Origin of the sequence: Kitasatospora sp. NPDC127111 (genome assembly GCF_042677465.1) — a bacterium.
In the GTDB taxonomy this organism is placed as follows: Bacteria; Actinomycetota; Actinomycetes; order Streptomycetales; family Streptomycetaceae; genus Kitasatospora.
In genome coordinates, this window is sequence record NZ_JBHXTG010000026.1 from 1 (window position 1) to 14,961 (window position 14,961).

Genomic DNA, 14,961 nt, shown 5'->3' on the forward strand with positions numbered 1-14,961 from the left:
GCGCCGGGCGCCGGCGGGGGCCGGCGGGGGCCGGCTGCGGGCGTTACTGCCCGTATCCGGCCCTTGCGGCGCGCGGGTGGGCTACGCGGCCCCACCCCCACCCCCACCCCGCGGCTGCCGTGCGCCGGGTCACCGGCGCCGCAGGAAGAGCGCCGAGGCGGCGCCGGCCAGCAGCACCAGGGCGGCGTTGACCGCGATCGCCCAGGTGACGCCGGTGAGCACGGTGGCGCCCGCGGCCGCCGCGGTGGCGACCGAGCTCATCACCGGGGTGCCGAGGGTGATCCCGACCTGCTGGGTCATCGTGGCGACGCCGGTGGCCAGCCCCTGCTCCTCGTCCGGCAGGCCCGAGGTGGCCGTCACCATGAAGCCGACGATCGCCAGCATGTTGCCCACCCCGCCGACGAAGGTCGCCGCGAGCAGCAGCCCCAGCCAGGCCCGGTCGGCGCCGAGCAGGACCAGCGAGGCGGTCGCCACCGCCTGCACCAGGAAGCCGGTGAGCAGCGCGCCCCTGCTGCCGAGCCGGCCGATCAGCCGGGCCGCCACCACCCCGCCGAGCACGGTGCCCGCACCGAGCACGCCGAAGGCGAGACCGGTGGCCAGCGGCGAGAACCCGAGCACCCGCTGCAGGTAGAGGGTCAGCAGGAACACCAGCGAGGTCTCGGTGGCGAAGGCCAGCAGCCCCGCCGCGTTGCCCCAGACCACCGTGCGCCGCCGCAGCACCCGGACCGGCACCAGCGGCGCGGCGGCGGACCGCTCGACGAACCGGAACGCCACCAGCAGCAGGACGGCCAGGGCCAGCGCCCACAGCGCGACCGGGTCGCCCCAGCCGTGCTCCCCGGCCCTGGTCAGGCCGTACACCAGGGCGAGCAGGCCGCCGGTGACGGTGACCGCGCCCGGCAGGTCCATCCGGGCGCGCCCGTCCGTCGTGGCTCCCCCGGCCGACGGCCGCGGGCGGCTCTCGGCGATCAGCCGGGGCGCCACCAGCAGGACGGCCAGCGCGACCGGCACGTTGACGAAGAACGCCCAGCGCCAGCTGAGCAGGTCGGTGAGCAGCCCGCCGAGCACCGCGCCGGAGGTGAAGCCGGCCGACATCAGCGCCCCGTTCAGGCCCAGCGCCCGTTCGCGCAGCGGGCCCTCCGGGAACGCCGTGGTGAGCAGCGCCAGCCCGGCCGGGGTGACGGCGGCGGTGGCCAGGCCCTGGGCGACCCGGGCGGCCAGCAGCAGCTCCGGGCCGGTCGCCAGCCCGCCGACCAGCGAGGCGGCGGCGAGCACCGCCAGCCCGAGCAGGAACACCCGGCGCCGTCCGACCAGGTCGGCCACCCGTCCGAAGAGCAGGGTGAAGCCCGCCGCGCAGAGCGCGAACGAGGTGGCGATCCACTGCAGGTCGCCGAGCGTGAAGCCGAGGCCCTGGCCGATCACCGGCAGGGCGACGTTCAGGATCGAGAAGTCCACGGCCAGCATGAACTGGGCGGCCAGCAGGACCACCAGGACGAGCCGCTGACGGCCGGTCATGACGGCCGCGGGCGCGGCGGCGGGTGGTGCCTCGGGGACGGTGGTGGTCATCGCACTGCTGCCTTTCGACGGGTTCTCCCGGTGACGGCAGCAGCCTGCGCGGTTCCGGGCGGCCCACCCAGACCCCCGCCGAGGGTGGCACCGGCAGGGGCAGGCTCGGTCGCGCCGGCCGGTGTTGACTGGGTCCATGACCGCATCGGAGACACCCACCGGGCTGGGCGAGTTCCTGCGCACCCGCCGCGCCCGCCTGCAGCCCGAGGACGTCGGCCTGACCGCGTACGGCACCCGTCGCCGGGTGCCCGGGCTGCGCCGCGAGGAGCTGGCCCAGCTGGCGGGCGTCAGCATCACCTACTACACGCGGCTGGAGCAGGGGCAGAGCCGGAACGTCTCGGACGAGGTGCTCGACGCCATCGCCCGGGCCCTGCGGCTGGACGGTGACGAGCACGCCCACCTGCGCAACCTGGCCCGCCCGGGCCGGGCGGCGAAGGGGCGGGCCGCCGAGCGGTTCGAGCGGGCCCGGCCGGCCGTCCGCCAGCTGATCGCGGCGATGACGGACGTCCCGGCGGTGGTGGTCGGGCGGCGCAACGAGGTGCTGGCCTGGAACCCGCTCGGCCACGCCCTGCTGGCCGGCCACCTCGACCCGGCCGGCCCGGACCGCCCGGCGGACCGCCCGAACCTCTCCCGGCTGCTCTTCCTCGACCCGCGGACCAGGGCGCTGTACCCGAGGTGGGAGGCCGAGGCACGGGCCCAGGTGGCGTTCCTCCGGCTGGCCGCCGGGCGCCACCAGGGCGACCGGCAGCTGGCCGAGCTAATCGGGGAGTTGTCCATGGGGAGCGCGGAGTTCGCGGCCCTCTGGTCGCGCCACCCGGTGCACGACTGCCTGTACGGGACGAAGGAGCTCCGGCACCCGGTGGTCGGCGGGCTGACGCTGGACTTCGAGGCGCTCCCGCTGCCCGAGGCCTCCGGCCACCGGATGCTGCTGTTCAGCGCCGCCCCCGGCTCGCCGTCCGAGGCGGGGCTCCGGCTGCTGGCGGCGAGCGCGGCGGCGGCCGCCGGGCGGATGGCGGTGGACGGCCCGGCGCCGGTCGGGGGTGCGGTCAGCGAGTGACCGCGTGGGCGGGCGGCTCGGGGGTGCCGGTGCCCGTGCGGTCAGCGAGTGACCGCGTGGGCGGGCGGCTCGGGGGTGCCGGTGCCGTCGGTGCCGTCGGTGCAGTGGGTGGGGGTGTCGTCGGCCGGGGCGCCGGTGGGGCCGTCGTCCGGGTCGGAGGCCGCGGTGGGCGGCAGTTCCAGGGTCGCCACCGCGCCGCCGTCCGGGTGGTTGGCGAAGGTCAGGGCCGCGCCGATCACCCGCGCGTGGCCCTGGGCGATCGTCAGGCCGAGCCCGTGGCCGCGTCCGCGTTCGCGCACGCTCGTCCGGAACCGCTGCGGCCCGTGCCGCAGCAGGTCGTCCGGGAAGCCGGGCCCGTGGTCGCGGACGGTGATCCGCAGACCGTCCACCTCCAGCCGGACCGGGCCGCCGCCGTGCCGGTCGGCGTTGACCAGCAGGTTCCCCAGGATGCGGTCCAGCCGGCGCAGGTCCGTGCGCACCGAGGCGTCGGCCGCGGACGGCCGGACGTCGACCTCCACCTCCAGCCCGGTGAGCCCGACGGTGCGGCGCACCGCGCGCTCCAGCGGCACGGCGGACAGGTACGGCGTCTCGGCGTCGGCGTCCAGCCGGGACACCTCCAGCAGGTCCTCGACCAGTGAGCGCAGCGCCTGCACCCGGTTCTGCACGAGCTGGGTGGGCCGTCCCGGGGGCAGCAGCTCGGCCGCGGTGACCAGCCCGGTCAGCGGGGTGCGCAGCTCGTGGGCGACGTCGGCGGTGAACTGCTGCTCGTCCGCCAGCCGGCGGTGCAGCGCCCGGGACATCTGGTCGACGGCCGCCGCGAGGTCGGCGACCTCGTCCCGCCCGTCGACCAGCTCGCCGATCCGGGCGTCCGTCCGCCCCGCGGCGATCCCCCGGGCGGCCGTCGCCGCCGTCCGCAGCCGCCGGCTGATCCGGTCCGCGACCAGCACGCCGACCAGCACCGTCGTGAAGACGGAGGCGACGACGGTGATCAGGATGATCCGGTCCAGGTCGGCGATCGCCTTCCGGTCCTGGGTGAAGTCCACCCGGACGGAGAGCACCCCGCCCTGGACGGCGCCGGCCGCCCACATCGCCTCGCCCTCGGGCCCGCCCGCCAGCAGCGACCCCAGCCGGCCGTCCGTCGCGAGGGCGCGCAGCCGGGGCGGCAGTGCCGGGTCGTCCAGGGCGGCGTTGCGGCCGGCGACCGGCTCGCCGCGCTTGTAGGCGGCCACCGCGGAGTCGAGTGCGGTGAGCGCCGACTCGCGGGCCTGGTCGACGTGCTGGCGGATCATCGCCTGGTGGACCAGCAGGCCGACCGCCACCGCGACCAGGACGGAGATGGCGGCGACGGCGGTGGCGATCTGGCGGCGCAGGGTCATCCGGCGCAGCGTGAGGCGGCGCCGCGGTGTGCGCCGCGGGGGCGTGGGTCCCGGTGGCGCGGGTTCCGCGGTCACGGCTTCCGGGGTCGCGGCTTCCGGGGTCGCGGCTTCCGGTGGCATGGGTTCCGCGGTCATGCCGGGCGCCGCAACTTGTAGCCGAAGCCGCGGACGGTCTCGATCCGGCCGCTGCCGATCTTCGCGCGCAGCCGTTGCACGTGGACGTCCACCACCCGGGTGTCGGCGCCCCAGTCGTAGTCCCAGACCCGCTCCAGCAGGGCGGAGCGCTCCAGCACGATGCCGGGCGCGGCGGTGAACTCCAGCAGGAGCCGCAGCTCGGTCGGGGTCAGCGGGACGAGCCGCCCGTGCACCCGGACCTCCATGCTCTCGGTGTCCACCTCCATGCCGTCGAAGCTGCGGAGGTGGCGCGCGGCCGGTTCGGTGCGGGCCGGTCCGGCCTGAGTCTGCTCGGCTCGGGCCTGCTCGGCACGGGCCTGCCCGGGAGAGGCGGTGGGCGCGGTCGGCGCGGGGGCCGGGGTCTCGGTGGCCGGGGCCACGCGGACGCGCCGCAGCACCGTCCGGATCCGGGCCACCAGGACGGCGCTCTCGAAGGGCTTCACCACGTAGTCGTCCGCCCCCGCCTCCAGGCCGGACACCACGTCGACCGGATCGGTGCGCGCCGACATCATCAGGATCGGCAGCTGGCTCTCCTCGCGGATCCGCCGGCAGAGGCCGACCCCGTCGAGGAGCGGCAGCATCACGTCCAGCAGCATCAGGTCGGGGCGGACGGCGTGGAAGGCCTCCAGCCCCTCCAGGCCGTCGGCGGCGGTGGAGACCGGGAACCCGTAGCGCTCCAGGGCCATCCGGGTCGCCTCCCGGATCACCTCGTCGTCCTCCACGATGAGGATGTGCGGCTGGGCGGCCGGCGCGGTCGCGGGCACGGACGCGGGGACGGGCGCTGCGGGGTTCATGGCTTGGCCTCCGGGGGAGCCGCGGTCGGACGGGCGGGCTGGGAAGCGGCGGGGCGCGGGACGACGAGCCCCGCACCGCCCTGCGGCTGGGGTGTCGCGGCCCAGCCCGTGCCGCCCGGGACGGGGGTGGCCTGGGGCCGGCCCGTGGCGGCCGGATCCCACGGCCGGCTGGCCTTCGGCCCGGGCGTGGTGGGGGGTGTGGCCTCCTGGTCCGAGGTGCTCCCCTGCCCCGGGCCGGTGATCGGGCCGATGCCCTCGACCCGCTGCTCCAGCAGGCCCAGCCGCGTGCCGTCCCAGCGGTAGTGGCTGCTGGTCCGGGTGCTCACGGTGGTCGGCTCGTGCAGCCACAGGTCCGCGCCGACGGTCTCCGCGCCGAACCCCTTCAGCACCTGTACCCGGAGGACGGGCAGCAGGTGGTCGCCGGCCGTGGTGTAGACGTGCAGGACGACCGGTCCGACCGTGCCGACGGCGACGATCAGCTCGGGTCGGCCGTCACCGGTGAGATCGCGGAACTCCGGGGCGCGGACCTCGCAGCCCGGGCAGGCGTCGAGCGCGCGCCGTTCGTCCTGGCTCACCCCGGGGTCCTTCGCCAGGACGGCGCGGACGTCCACGGCGGCGACGTCCGGCCCCGGGACGGTCACGTCGGGGACGGGCTGCGGCGGGGGTTCGGAGGAGCGGCTCGCGCCGGGTGCGGGTGAGGTCGGCGGCGGCGCGACGGCGAGGCCGGACCAGAGCGGCTGGGGCACCGGCGGCGGCGTCACCCGCTGGGCGGGGCCGTGGTCGCGCAGCTCGCCGGGCGCGCCGCAGGCGGTCAGCACGAGGGCGGCCAGGGCGGTGAGCACGGTGAGGAGGGCGGAGAGGGCGCCGGTGGTCGGCGCGGCGGTGGTCGGCCGGACGGCCCGGGGCGGTGCGGCGCCGGCCCGGCGGCGGGGCGGGGGTGATGCTGCCACGGCTGGTGCTCGTCCTCCTGTGTCTGCGGCGGCGCTTCCGGCCCGAGGTGCTCCGGTCGGTCTGGTTCCGGTCTGCGGTGCTTCCGGTCTCTGTACTTCCGGGCCGTGTGTTCCGGCCCGTGTGTCCGCGGGCCGTGCGTTCCGGCCCGGGGCAGTGCGCCCGGTTCGTCCCCGGTGGATAGGTCGCCCGGGCGGCGGCCGGCGGTTCCGTCGCGCCGGGCGCGCCTGACCGCGCCGCCCGTGGAGCCGTCCTCAGCCCGTCGGGGCCGCCAGGTCCGCCTGGACGATGATGTTGTCCGTCCAGTGGCCGTCCGCGCCGATCCGGCCCCCGCAGGTGATCAGCCGCAGCTCGGGCGCGGCCGTGTCGCCGTACACCGCGTCGGTCGGGAACCGGTCCTTGGCGGCCTGGAGCAGCGCCCGGACCCGGAAGTCCACCGTGCTGCCGTCCGCCCGCCGGACCTGGATCCGGTCGCCCGGCCGCAGTTTCGGCAGGCCGCGGAAGACCGCCGGGCCGTGGGCGGTGTCGTAGTGCCCGATCAGGACGGCCGGCCCGGTCTCCCCCGGCGTCGGGCCGTTGCGGTACCAGCCGACCTCCTGGGCCCGGTCGGCCGCCGGGACCTCGACCGTCCCGTCGGCGTTCAGGCCGAGGCCGGTGACCGGCGCGTCCACCCCGGCGGCCGGGACGAGCAGGCGGGTCGGCGGCGAGGCCGCGAACGGTCGCGGCGCGCCGGCCGGGGGCGTGCCGGCCTTGCCGGCTCCGGCTCCGGCTCCCGGCCCGGCTGCGGTGCCGGCTCCCGTCGGTGGGACGGTGGCCGCGGGCGCGGTGCTGCCGGGCTGGTGCGCCGAGGCCTCGATCCGGACCACCGGGGTCTGCCGGCTCGACAACGCCACGGAGACGCCGAGCACCAGGCAGAGCAGGCCGGCCGCGCCCAAGGTGGTTCGGCGCAGTGCGGTCCGGTGCGGTGCGCTCCGGTGCAGGCCGGTCGGTCCGGGGCGGTCGGTCCGGGCCCGGCGGTGGCTCCGACCGCGGGTGCCGCGGCGTCCGGTGGCCTGGTCGGCCTGGTCGGCCCGGTGCCGGGCGGGGGATTCCGCCGCGGGGTGGTGGGCGGGCACCTCCGCGGTCCCCGCCGCCCCTCCTCCGACCCGGGCCGGGGCCCCGTCGCCCCCGCTGCGCACGGGCCCGTACGCAGCGGGGGCGACGGGGTGCCGCGAGGGCCCGGGGCCGGTGTCAGCCGCGCGCACCGGAGCGGCGGCGCAGCAGGGCGAAGCCCAGGACGCCGGCGCCGACGGCCGCGACGGCGCCGCCGCCGGCCAGCATGAGGCCGGACGAGTCGGTCGAGCCGGAGCCGTCGCCGGCCTGGGCGGCGCCCTTGGGCACCGTGCGGACCTGCGGGCTCGCCGTCGCGGGGCCGCCGGAGCCGGAGCCGGCGCCCGCCGGGGCAGGGGTCGGGGCGGCCTCGGCGGCCCACCCGGTGGGGGCGGAGGCCGGGCGGGAGACCTTCGGCTGGGGGACGGCGCTCGGCGCCGCGCCCGAGCCGGCGGCCTGGCCGGCGCTGGGGGTGGCCGGCGCGGGCTGCGGGGCCCCGTCGGCCCAGGCCTGACCGCCCGAGAGGGAGGCCAGCAGCGCGGCCCCGGTCAGGGCGCAGACGGCCAGCGCACGGCGGGCGGGCGAGCGGTGGGTACGGCTCCTGGTCATGCGGTGTCACTCCTTCGTCGGGACGCGGGCCCCGGCCGGCTGGGCCGGGGCTTCGTCAGCGACGGTAGGAGTGCCGTGTCGCGGTCCCCGGCCGGTCGTGTCACGGCCACCCATCGGCTGCGTAACGACCGTCGGCTGTCGTGAACTTCTGCATCACCGCCGTGCAGTTGTCCGTCGCCGCCGCCTTCGTCAGCATCCCGCTGGTCCGGTCCCGCTTCGGCGCCACCGCCACCGAGGCCGCCCACGCCGAGCTGCGCCGCCGGAACGTGCGGACCAGCCGGCACGAGGCCTGGGCGCCGGTGCGGTCGCCGCCGCGCTGACCGCCACCGCCGGGCTCAACCCCGAGGGCGCCTCCTGCGTCCTGGCCGTCAACGTGGTGATCCCCTACAGCGACCTGACCGCCGCCAGCCCGGCGCGGAGCTGGTCCGGATCGGCGTCGCCGCCCTGCTCAAGGCCGTGGAGGGTGGCTTCCCCCGCTGAGTCTGGATCTTCCGGAACGCCCGCCACGTGGTCGTCTTCGGCGCCGCGGCCCTGGCCCTGACGGCCACCGCCCTGGCTGACACCGAACCGCGAGGCCCGCGCCCCGAGTGGGCGAGGGCCTCCGCGGTTGCTGGTCAGGCGGGTATGCGGTGCCGTCCGCGCGGGGTGGGCGGGCGGTCGGTTTCGGGGCCGAAGTGGCCGGCCTGGCGGGCGATCCAGGCGTACTCGTGGGTGCCGTCGGGGAGTCGGCGCAGCTCCCAGCGGCCGTGCCGGGTGATGGGTGGCGGCGCGGTGGCGTCGGCGGTGACCCTGAGGGCGGTGACGACGCCGAGCGCGACAGTGGCGATGGCGAGCGCCACGAGCACCGCGAAGGCCGTGAGGGCGATGGCGTTCACCGGCGGATCCCGAGGACGCGGTGGCCGAGGTGGGCGGCGAGGGCGTGGAGGAGGTCGTGGGCCTGGTCGCGGGTGAGGGGGACGGCGAGCTGTTCGCCGGGTCCGGCGTGGACGTCGAGGTCGACGGCGACGCGGAGCTGGAGGGCGGCGTCGGGGACGCGCTCGACGGCGAGGTAGGCGGCGGTGGTGCGCTCGGTGCGGACGGCGGGGGTGGCCGTCGGGACGGGGATCACGCGGCGGCGTCCAGCTCGAACCAGACGAACTTGCCCTTGCCGCGCTCGCGCGGGGCGGCGCCGAAGCGGTGGGTGAGCGAGCGGACGAGGAACAGGCCACGGCCGGACAGCTCGTAGGGGTCGGCGGAGACGCGCGGCTGGGGGAGCGCGGGGTTGTCGTCCGCGACGGAGACGCGGACGGTGCGGTCGGCGAGCAGGACGACGACCACGGTGGGCGCGGGGTTGCCCCCGTGCTTCCAGGCGTTGACGAACAGCTCGTGCAGGGCGAGTTCGGCGTCGTGGATCAGGTCGTCCGACCAGCCGGCGGTGGCGAGGGCGTCCCGCAGCGCCTCGCGGGCGGCGGACCAGTCGGGCGGGTTGAAGGCACACATGGGGAACCTCCGAGAGAGAGGTGGAGTGGTGGATTCGTCGTTGACCGGCGGAATCGTCGCCGTGAGCCAGGCCAGGGCGCGGCTGGTTGATGCCGTGCGTGGCTGCTCTGCGGTGCGCGGGCAGCAGGCGCCTACTGCCTTGGAAAGGCGTTACTGACATGCCGTCGTGTGACTGACGCAACACTGACGGTAAGTCATGAGGTTCCATTCGTGCAACGAGATCCGGCGAGATGGCGTGGTGGAGTTGAGTAGCCTCACTCGTGTGAGTGGCACCCCGACTCTGTGCAGCGGGAGACTGCTCCGGTACGGAAGGACGACCTTTGGCACTCAGAACCCAAGTCAGTGAGCGGCAACGACGGTTCGGCGCCGAGCTGAGGCGGCTCCGCGAGGCGGCAGGGCTGGCCGTCAAGGATGCGGGGGCGCTCGTAGGCATGGGTGGTCCGCAACTCAGTCACATTGAGGCCGGTCGCACCGGGCTGGAGCCGGCACGGGTGGCGGCCCTGCTGGCGGCTTACGGTCACACGGATGAGACCTACTTGGCGGCGATCCAGGAGATGGGGCTCAGTAGCGGCAAGGGATGGTGGACTGACTTCAAGGGAGACGTCCACGCTTCTGCTTTGGATCTCGCAGAGTCCGAGTCGACTGCCAGCCGCCTGGACAGCTATGAGACCCTGCTGATCCCCGGCCTTCTCCAGGTGTCCCGCTATAGCGAGATCATCCTCGACGGCAATGCCAGGAAGGTGGAGTTCCGCCGAAGTCGTCAGAAGGCCATAACCGGTGAACGGGCGCTGCCGCTCCACGCCGTGATCCACGAAGCGGCCCTTCGCGCGCAGTTCGGCGGTCCTGCCGTCATGCGTGAACAACTGGACCACCTCGTGGAAATCAGTGCGCTTCCGCACGTCACTATTCAGATCCTGCCGTTCCGCTGCACCGAGTACGTGTCCACCGACACCTCATTCATGATTGTTCGCGGTCCGCACAGCGACCTGGACACGGTGTTGATGGAACACCCGGGCGGCTCCTCGTACCTCGGAGAGCCGGAAGCTGTCACCGCATATCGAGCGAAGTTCGAGCGGCTGAAGTCCCTTGCGCTGCCCGCCGTGGACACGACCCGCAGTCTGCGATCGCGGGAGGAACACGACTCCTGGGGTTTGATCCAGCACATCCGCTACACGCTTTGAGGAAGGAATCCATGTCCCAGCTCAACTGGCAGAAATCTAGCTTCAGTGGTGATCAGGCCAACTGCGTCGAGGTCCGTGGTGCTGATGGCGTGGTCGAGATCCGCGAGTCCGATGACGCCGACATCATCGTTCGCACCACTCCTCTCAAGTTCGCCAAGTTCCTCCAGGGCATCAAGGCCGGCGAGTTCGACCACTTCACCGCCCGCCCCTGACCCCCGACCGCTCCTCAGGGCTCCTCGCCGCACCGGCGAGGAGCCCTGAGTGCGTCCGTGATGGTGGCCCCCCGGAGTAGGAAGTCGGCCCGGCCGACTTCCTGCTCCGCAGGTCAGGCGCGGGCGGTTCATCTTCCGGGTGGCTGGGGGTAGCTGGGAGGGGGCTGGGATTTCTGTCAACGGGGGGCCACGTGGGGGCCAAGGGTGATGCCCGGCCGGGTGGCTTGTGACGCAATGACCTGATTTGGGTGATCAGCCTTCTCCCAGGCGGGGCCCAGGATCTCGAAAGGGCGCGGCGCGAAGCTGTGCGGCATGAAGGTCCTCCCGCGACGGCGTGGTGCCGTCCTCCTGAACTCCGCGCTCGGCGTGGCCCTGGTGGGCGCCGTGTCCCTGGCGTACACGACGCTGGACAGCGGTACCGAGAAGGCCTCCGCGAAGTCGCAGGTCCGGACGGCGACCGTGGCCAAGGGCACGGTCCTGGCCACCGTGTCCGGAACCGGCACCCTGGCCTCGCCCACCGACGCGGCGCAGGACTTCACCACCGGCGGGAAGCTGACCGCCGTCAAGGTCGCCGTCGGCGACACGGTGACCAAGGGGCAGGTGCTGGCCACCGTCGACACCACGGCGGCCCAGCAGCAGGTGGACGCCGCGCAGACGGCGCTGACCACGGCGAACGCCAACCTCGCCAAGGCCCAGGCCGGGGTCACCACCACGACCACCCAGCAGGTCCCGGCCGCTGCTCAGCCGTCCTCCGGCGCCGGCGGCGGCGGAGGGGAACGCGGAGCGGGCGCGAGCAGCGCGCCCGCTCCGCAGACCACCACGATCACCACCACCAAGGTGGACGACGCGGCCGTCGCCCAGGCCCAGCAGCAGGTCGCCACCGCGCAGACCAACCTGGCCAACGCCAAGGCGGCGCTGTCCGGGACGACGCTCACCGCCTCGGTGGACGGCACGGTGGCGTCCGTCTCCGGCAAGGTCGGCGACACGGTCGGCGGGAGCGGCTCGGGTTCGGGCACCACCTCGGGGACCGGCAAGTCCACCGGCACCGGCACGGCGTCGGGTGCGCCGAGCGGGTTCATCGTGCTGACGAACCCGACCGGGATGCAGGTCACCGCCAACTTCTCCGAGCTGGACTCGCTCAAGCTGAAGAAGGGCGAGGCGGCCACCGTCACCCTGAACGCGCAGTCCGACACCAAGCTCAACGCCACCGTGCTGTCGGTCAGTTCGCTCCCGGTGAGCAGCGGCGGCAGCGGCGGCGCGGCCGCCGTCCAGTACGCGGCCACGCTGCAGATCGCCGGGGACACCAGCAAGCTGCGCACCGGCCTCAGCGCGACCGTCTCGGTGGTCACCGGCGAGGCCGACAACGCGCTCTCGCTGCCCACCGCGGCGCTGGCCGGGACGGGCACCAGCCGGACCGCCACCGTGGTGCACCCGGACGGGACCACCGAGCGGGTCGAGGTCGGCGTCGGGGTCGAGGGCGACACCACCGTGCAGGTGGTCTCCGGGCTGAAGGAGGGCGACAAGGTCGAACTCCCCACCACCAGCGGCAGCAACGGCTTCCCCAACGGCTCCTTCCCGGGCGTGGGCGGCGGCCAGGGCGGCCGCAACGGCGGCGGCGCGGGCGGCGTGGCAGGGTTCGGGGGCGGCGCCGGCGGTGCCGGTGGCGGCGCGGGCCGGTCCGGCGGTAACCGCTGATGGCGCGCCAGATCCCCGCCGTCGAGCCCGGATCCGCGCCGCCCCCGGTGATCCGGATCCGCGGCCTGACCAAGTCGTACGGGCGCGGCGACGCCACCGTGCACGCGCTGCACGGACCGGCCGACCCGGCCACCGGCGAGCCGCTGGGCGTCAGCCTGGACGTCGAGCAGGGCGACTACGTGGCGGTGATGGGCAGTTCGGGCTCGGGGAAGTCCACCCTGATGAACATCCTCGGCTGCCTGGACGTCCCGACCACCGGCCGCTACCTGCTGGACGGCATCGACGTCGGCCACCTGGACGAGGGACAGCTCTCCCTGGTCCGCAACCGCAAGATCGGCTTCGTCTTCCAGTCCTTCAACCTCGTCCCCCGCACCACCGCGCTCGCCCAGGTCGAGCTGCCGCTCGCCTACGCGGGCGTGCGGGCCGCGGAGCGGCGGCGCCGGGCGCTGGCCGCGCTCTCGCTGGTCGGCCTGGCCGAGCGCTCCGGGCACCGCCCGAACGAGCTCTCCGGCGGCCAGCAGCAGCGCGTCGCGGTGGCCCGGGCGCTGGTCACGGCCCCGGCGATGCTGCTCGCCGACGAGCCCACCGGCAACCTGGACAGCCGCTCCACCGAGGAGGTGCTCGCGATCATCGACGGCCTCAACGCGACCGGTCGCACGGTGGTGCTGATCACCCACGAGGACGAGGTCGCGCGGCACGCCAAGCGGGTGATCCGGCTGGTCGACGGCGCGATCGTCGGCGACGTCCGGCAGGCCCCGGTGGACGGGCCGCCGCCCGCCCTGCGCCCGGTGGCCGGCGCCCGGGGGGTGCTCGCGTGACCCTCTGGCAGATGCTCCGCTTCGCCGTCGGCGGCCTGGCGGCCAACAAGGTGCGCTCCGCCCTGACCATGCTCGGGGTGCTGATCGGCGTCGCCTCGGTGATCCTGCTGCTCGCGGTCGGCAACGGCTCCTCGGTGGCGGTCAAGGAGTCGATCACCTCGCTCGGCACCAACGCGCTGACGGTCAGCTCCGGTTCGTCCTTCGGCGGGGCGCGGACCGCTTCCGCGGCCAAGAAGCTCACCGTCGCCGACGCCAGGGCGCTGGCGACCGACCCGGACGCCACGGCGATCAAGTCGGTCGCGCCGGTGGTCACCGCCTCCGGCACCGCGCTGTACGGGGACGTCTCGTACACCCCCGGCTCGATCGTCGGCACCTACCCCGCGTACTTCGAGACCGCCAACCAGCGGATCGGCCACGGCGACTACTTCTCCAACGACGACGTGCTCGGCTCCCGCAAGGTCGCGGTGCTCGGCGCCACCACCGCCAAGCAGCTGTTCGCCACCGCCGACCCGGTCGGCAAGCAGATCACCGTCGGCGGCACCCCGCTCACCGTGGTCGGCGTGCTGCGGGCCAAGGGCGGCACCGGCTTCACCGACCCGGACGACGTGGTGATCGCTCCGCTGCCGACCGTGCAGAACGCCTTCACCGGCTTCGGCTCGGTCAACCAGATCCTGGTGCAGGCCACCTCCGCGGACACCACCACCGCTGCGCAGGCCGAGATCACCCGGGTGCTGCTCGGCACCCACGCGATCGCCGACCCGAGCAAGGCGGACTTCCGGATCGGCAACCAGGCCTCGCTGCTCACCGCCCGCGAGTCCACCACGAAGACCTTCACCGTGCTGCTGGGCGCGGTGGCCGCGATCTCGCTGCTGGTCGGCGGGATCGGCATCACCAACATCATGCTGGTCACCGTCACCGAGCGGACCAGGGAGATCGGCATCCGCAAGGCGCTCGGCGCGCCGCGCGGGGTGATCCTCGGACAGTTCCTGACCGAGTCCACCCTGCTCTCGGTGATCGGCGCCGGGCTCGGGGTGCTGGTCGGGATCGCCGGCTCGCACTTCGACGTGGTCGGCATCAAGCCGGTGGTGATCCCCGAGTCGGTGCTCGGCGCGTTCGGCATCGCCGTCGCGATCGGGCTGTTCTTCGGCAGCTACCCCGCCAACCGGGCCGCCTCGCTGCGCCCGATCGACGCCCTCCGGCACGAGTAGGACGAGAGACCGAGATACCCATGAGCAACGAGATCGAGCCGGGCACCCCGGCCGAGCAGGTCACCCCGCTCTCCACCGCGCCATGGGGGTCCCCCCGGCCGGAGGCCGGGGGAGCCCGGGACGTCACCGCGGAGCTGGCCGCGCCCCCGCGCCGCAAGCTGCCCTGGCTGACCCTCGGCCTGGCGGGCGGCGTGATCGCCGCGACGGCGTTCGCGGGCGGCGTCTGGTACCAGCAGGGCCACGGGGCGAACGGCTCCGGCCGGGCGGTCGCCGCCGGCGGCACCCAGCAGCAGCCCCGGGGCTCGGCCACCGGCGGGTTCGGGAACGGCACCCGCCGCAACGGCCAGGGCGGCGGCCAGGGCAACGGCCAGGGCGGCGGCCCGGGGGGTGGTCAGGGCGGCGGCCAGGGCGGCTTCACCCGCGGCACCGTCAAGGCCGTCGACGGCAACACCGTCTACCTCACCGACGCCAACGGCAACACCGTCAAGGTGACCACCGGCGACGCCACCAAGGTGCAGCTCAACAAGGAGGGCAAGGTCACCGACCTGCTGCCCGGCCAGAGCGTCACCGTGGTCGGCACCCCGGACGCCAACGGCGGCTACAACGCGACCCAGCTCGTCGAGGGCGCCACCGGCTTCGGGGCCGGCGGCTTCGGCGGCGGGAACCGGGGCCCGTCCGCCGGCTGACCCCGCAGCCCCGGACGTCCGCGCGACCCGGCCGAACCCCACCGGCGGGCGGGTCGCGCTCTCCCGCCCGGG

The 14,961-nt window shown here is 75.2% G+C and carries 17 protein-coding genes; 8 read left to right on the plus strand and 9 right to left on the minus strand.

What is annotated here, in order from left to right:
* Positions 1-129 precede the first annotated feature (129 nt).
* The gene (locus tag ACFVHB_RS17810) at positions 130-1,563 is read right to left on the minus strand and encodes an MFS transporter (protein WP_380322347.1); all 1,434 of its coding nucleotides are present in this window, start codon (positions 1,561-1,563) and stop codon (positions 130-132) included.
* Positions 1,564-1,699: 136 nt separating this feature from the next.
* Between ACFVHB_RS17810 and ACFVHB_RS17815 the strand changes: the two genes are divergently transcribed.
* Complete coding sequence (locus ACFVHB_RS17815) at positions 1,700-2,620, plus strand: helix-turn-helix domain-containing protein (protein ID WP_380322350.1); 921 nt, start codon at positions 1,700-1,702, stop codon at positions 2,618-2,620.
* Between the two features lie 41 nt (positions 2,621-2,661).
* Here ACFVHB_RS17815 and ACFVHB_RS17820 read toward each other — a convergent pair whose 3' ends face one another.
* The 5 genes from ACFVHB_RS17820 to ACFVHB_RS17840 all read right to left on the minus strand — a co-directional run bounded on the left by ACFVHB_RS17820 (position 2,662) and on the right by ACFVHB_RS17840 (position 7,610).
* Complete coding sequence (locus tag ACFVHB_RS17820) at positions 2,662-4,131, minus strand: sensor histidine kinase (protein ID WP_380322353.1); 1,470 nt, start codon at positions 4,129-4,131, stop codon at positions 2,662-2,664.
* Positions 4,128-4,964 (minus strand): response regulator, encoded by an 837-nt coding sequence (locus ACFVHB_RS17825; protein WP_380322356.1) that lies wholly within the window; start codon positions 4,962-4,964, stop codon positions 4,128-4,130. Before ACFVHB_RS17825 ends, ACFVHB_RS17820 begins: the two co-directional genes overlap by 4 nt.
* A complete protein-coding gene (locus tag ACFVHB_RS17830; protein WP_380322359.1) occupies positions 4,961-5,914 on the minus strand; it encodes a hypothetical protein in 954 nt (317 codons plus the stop codon). Before ACFVHB_RS17830 ends, ACFVHB_RS17825 begins: the two co-directional genes overlap by 4 nt.
* A 252-nt stretch (positions 5,915-6,166) precedes the next feature.
* Complete coding sequence (locus ACFVHB_RS17835; protein WP_380322362.1) at positions 6,167-7,027, minus strand: class F sortase; 861 nt, start codon at positions 7,025-7,027, stop codon at positions 6,167-6,169.
* A gap of 115 nt (positions 7,028-7,142) precedes the next feature.
* On the minus strand, positions 7,143-7,610 hold the full coding sequence (locus ACFVHB_RS17840; RefSeq protein ID WP_380322365.1) for a sortase-dependent protein: 468 nt from the start codon (positions 7,608-7,610) through the stop codon (positions 7,143-7,145).
* 140 nt (positions 7,611-7,750) lie between these two features.
* Here ACFVHB_RS17840 and ACFVHB_RS17845 point away from each other — a divergent pair, with 140 nt between their 5' ends.
* Complete coding sequence (locus ACFVHB_RS17845; RefSeq protein WP_380322367.1) at positions 7,751-7,930, plus strand: hypothetical protein; 180 nt, start codon at positions 7,751-7,753, stop codon at positions 7,928-7,930.
* Positions 7,931-8,224: 294 nt separating this feature from the next.
* Here the strand turns inward: ACFVHB_RS17845 and ACFVHB_RS17850 are convergent, their stop codons facing one another.
* Genes ACFVHB_RS17850 through ACFVHB_RS17860 form a run of 3 tightly spaced genes read right to left on the minus strand, consistent with a single transcriptional unit; the run spans position 8,225 to position 9,089 of the window.
* Positions 8,225-8,485 (minus strand): hypothetical protein, encoded by a 261-nt coding sequence (locus ACFVHB_RS17850; protein ID WP_380322370.1) that lies wholly within the window; start codon positions 8,483-8,485, stop codon positions 8,225-8,227.
* Positions 8,482-8,718 (minus strand): hypothetical protein, encoded by a 237-nt coding sequence (locus tag ACFVHB_RS17855; protein ID WP_380322373.1) that lies wholly within the window; start codon positions 8,716-8,718, stop codon positions 8,482-8,484. The genes ACFVHB_RS17850 and ACFVHB_RS17855 overlap by 4 nt, the downstream gene beginning before the upstream one ends.
* Positions 8,715-9,089 carry an ATP-binding protein gene (locus tag ACFVHB_RS17860; RefSeq protein ID WP_380322376.1) on the minus strand — a complete coding sequence of 125 codons (375 nt, stop codon included), beginning with the start codon at positions 9,087-9,089 and terminating at the stop codon, positions 8,715-8,717. Before ACFVHB_RS17860 ends, ACFVHB_RS17855 begins: the two co-directional genes overlap by 4 nt.
* A gap of 320 nt (positions 9,090-9,409) precedes the next feature.
* Between ACFVHB_RS17860 and ACFVHB_RS17865 the strand changes: the two genes are divergently transcribed.
* From ACFVHB_RS17865 to ACFVHB_RS17890, 6 genes are all read left to right on the plus strand, one after another.
* Positions 9,410-10,270, plus strand: coding sequence for a helix-turn-helix domain-containing protein (locus ACFVHB_RS17865; RefSeq protein ID WP_380322379.1), 861 nt, complete (start codon positions 9,410-9,412; stop codon positions 10,268-10,270).
* Positions 10,267-10,482, plus strand: coding sequence for a DUF397 domain-containing protein (locus ACFVHB_RS17870; RefSeq protein WP_380322382.1), 216 nt, complete (start codon positions 10,267-10,269; stop codon positions 10,480-10,482). The genes ACFVHB_RS17865 and ACFVHB_RS17870 overlap by 4 nt, the downstream gene beginning before the upstream one ends.
* A 312-nt stretch (positions 10,483-10,794) precedes the next feature.
* The gene (locus ACFVHB_RS17875; protein WP_380322385.1) at positions 10,795-12,177 is read left to right on the plus strand and encodes an efflux RND transporter periplasmic adaptor subunit; all 1,383 of its coding nucleotides are present in this window, start codon (positions 10,795-10,797) and stop codon (positions 12,175-12,177) included.
* Positions 12,177-12,995 (plus strand): ABC transporter ATP-binding protein, encoded by an 819-nt coding sequence (locus ACFVHB_RS17880; protein WP_380322388.1) that lies wholly within the window; start codon positions 12,177-12,179, stop codon positions 12,993-12,995. The genes ACFVHB_RS17875 and ACFVHB_RS17880 overlap by 1 nt, the downstream gene beginning before the upstream one ends.
* On the plus strand, positions 12,992-14,203 hold the full coding sequence (locus ACFVHB_RS17885) for an ABC transporter permease (protein ID WP_380322391.1): 1,212 nt from the start codon (positions 12,992-12,994) through the stop codon (positions 14,201-14,203). The genes ACFVHB_RS17880 and ACFVHB_RS17885 overlap by 4 nt, the downstream gene beginning before the upstream one ends.
* Positions 14,204-14,223: 20 nt before the next feature.
* A complete protein-coding gene (locus ACFVHB_RS17890; protein WP_380322394.1) occupies positions 14,224-14,889 on the plus strand; it encodes a hypothetical protein in 666 nt (221 codons plus the stop codon).
* Positions 14,890-14,961 lie beyond the last annotated feature (72 nt).